The sequence below is a fragment of the Streptococcus sp. 1343 genome (genome assembly GCF_013277355.1).
GTDB classification, from domain to species: Bacteria; Bacillota; Bacilli; order Lactobacillales; family Streptococcaceae; genus Streptococcus; species Streptococcus pseudopneumoniae.
This window is the reverse complement of sequence record NZ_VMMT01000093.1, coordinates 1-2,286: the sequence shown is the minus strand read 5'-3', so window position 1 is coordinate 2,286 and position 2,286 is coordinate 1. Positions and strand designations below refer to the sequence as shown.

At 37.2% G+C, this 2,286-nt stretch carries 2 protein-coding genes; one reads left to right on the top strand and one right to left on the bottom strand.

The genetic code is table 11. The annotated features are described in order from the left end of the window. Positions 1 to 410: 410 nt before the first annotated feature. On the bottom strand, positions 411 to 1,604 hold the full coding sequence (locus HT709_RS11250) for an O-antigen ligase (protein ID WP_014017345.1): 1,194 nt from the start codon (positions 1,602 to 1,604) through the stop codon (positions 411 to 413). Positions 1,605 to 1,991: 387 nt separating this feature from the next. Here HT709_RS11250 and HT709_RS11245 point away from each other — a divergent pair. Beyond that, a partial coding sequence (locus HT709_RS11245; RefSeq protein ID WP_172925779.1) for a helix-turn-helix domain-containing protein occupies positions 1,992 to 2,286 on the top strand: 295 nt, incomplete at its 3' end.

The window sequence follows — 2,286 nt, the reverse complement described above, 5'->3', positions numbered from 1 at the left end:
AGGATTAGTAGTTACTAAAGGTAAAAAAGAAGACTAGAAATTTTGATACCTTCTTTATCATTAAAGACCAAAGAAAAACTCTTGTCCTAAATAGAAGATAAAGAGCCTGAGACAAAATAGTTCTCAACCACAAAAAAGCTAGATATTTCCAATTGCGGAACTCTAGCTTTTTAATTTTGAGTCGTTCTCTTATTGTATAATAGATTGAAACTAGAATAGTACACCTCTACTTCTAAAACATTGTTAGAAATCTATTTGACTGTCCTGATTGATTCATCCTGTTCTTATCTCATTTCACTATATTCACCGATAGTGAATCTCTACAGAGGACTTACACCTCAGATGCACGACATGCCCATCGTATAAAAAAATCTCCTACCCAAGGTAGAAGAATTTTAATCTTATAAAACTTAATCCGTCATGTCCGATACCAAGGTTCGATGCTCCAATGGAATACTGCACATAACTAGCAAGAAAATAAAGCCTGACTGAATCCAGAAGAGGGCCAAGTCAAAAATTCCGTGCACAGCAACCACTGTAAGGAAAGATAGATAAAGGCCGATAATCGGACGTTTCCCCGACTCCTGACTCATATCCATCATCAAGCGAACAGGAGCAACAGAAGACAAAACTAATAAAATAGTCCCCACAATTCCGTAACTCAGAATCGTATCAATATAAAGGCTATGAGCATGTTCATGATAAGGAGCATGTATCCGAGGATACGAGTGCATGTAGGTCAATGGCCCCTCACCCCAAAAAGGATTTTGCTTAAACAAGGCCATCCCAGCATCCCAAATAGAAATTCGTTCTTCCATAGAAGAATCTAAAGTCCCCATCCGAACTCCCAAATCACTGGAAAAGAGGAAGCTCAAGCCAATCGCAAATACCCCAATACTAAGCCAAAAGGCCTTCCAGTTTTTAATAGTCGTAAAGAGATAGATGATTGCTCCAGCGATAATAGCAGGAAAGGCAGTTCGATTTTGCGTAAAGTTCAATCCAAAGAGATTAACAAAGCCTGCAATCACACAGAATACTTTCAACCAATTCAACTTGGTCGTTGTAAATAGATAGAAAGCAATCATGATACAGAAACAACAAATAATTCCATAATAATTAGGATTAAAGAAGGTCACTTCTGCACGATTCTGATGCCACACCTGCATATTGGGTGAAAGAAAAGCATAGTTGAATTTCTTCACAATTTGGAAATGTTCTAAACTCGCAAAAGCAGCTGACAAGACGCTACCAAACAAGACGAGCTGCAAAATTAATCGAAAGAATTTATGTGATAAAATCGACTGATATTGCAAAAATAAAATAGCAAACAAAAACATTCCTACTGAAGCCACAAGACCCATCCAATTTTGTGCAAGAATGGATATAACAGTACTATAGCCAAGAAAAAGAAGCAGCATCGGATGCTCCCCCATTTTCTGAAGAATACTTTTCATGTCTCCTGTAAAAATCAAACTGATAATATATAAACAGAATACAACTACAAAAAGATAAAAGGGCAAAAAGATACTCAGGATAATTCCCAATAAAATCAGCTCTTTACTAGACAACCCTATCAGCTTTTCAATAAAGCCTATTGATTTCAAAATGAATCCTTTCTCTCCAAATCAGCTGATTCAGATAATAGTAAGCTATCCTATATTGTACCACTTTTTTAACAATTTGAAAACAAAGGAAACGTTTTCCAAAATAAAATGTAATTCGAATGTGATAATTGAAAGTTCTATAATGAAGTTAGCCACCCAGCCCTCCTAAAAATTAGATGGTTCAACTAGCTGATAGCTAGCACTCGATTTCATTTGATAAGAGGCTTGATGCTGTTAGGCTGACAAGCCAAGGCTAAGATTAGCCTTGGTTTAGCTGACAAAACTGCTTCAAGGGTTCCTCTTGTCAAATGAAAGCTCTTCTAGGCATAAGAAAACACCTCTGTGTTATACTTGTTGTTCAATCACAAACACAAGAAAGGCACAGAGATGCAAAACCATTATACTACAAAAGCCAAACATTTGACAATCGATAGCCGTCGCTTAATCGAACGATGGAAAAAGGAAGGGAAATCAAATAGAGAAATCGCCTCTTTACTTGGAAAAGCTCCTCAAACCATTCACAATGAAATCAAGCGTGGGACAGTCCGACAATGTCTTGGAAAAGGACGCTTTAAAGAGGTTTATTCTGCCGACTATGCTCAACAGTCTTATGAAAATAATCGCAAGCGCTCGGTCAAGAAATCAAGATTGACCAAGGAGCTGAAGGAAAAGATTCTCCACT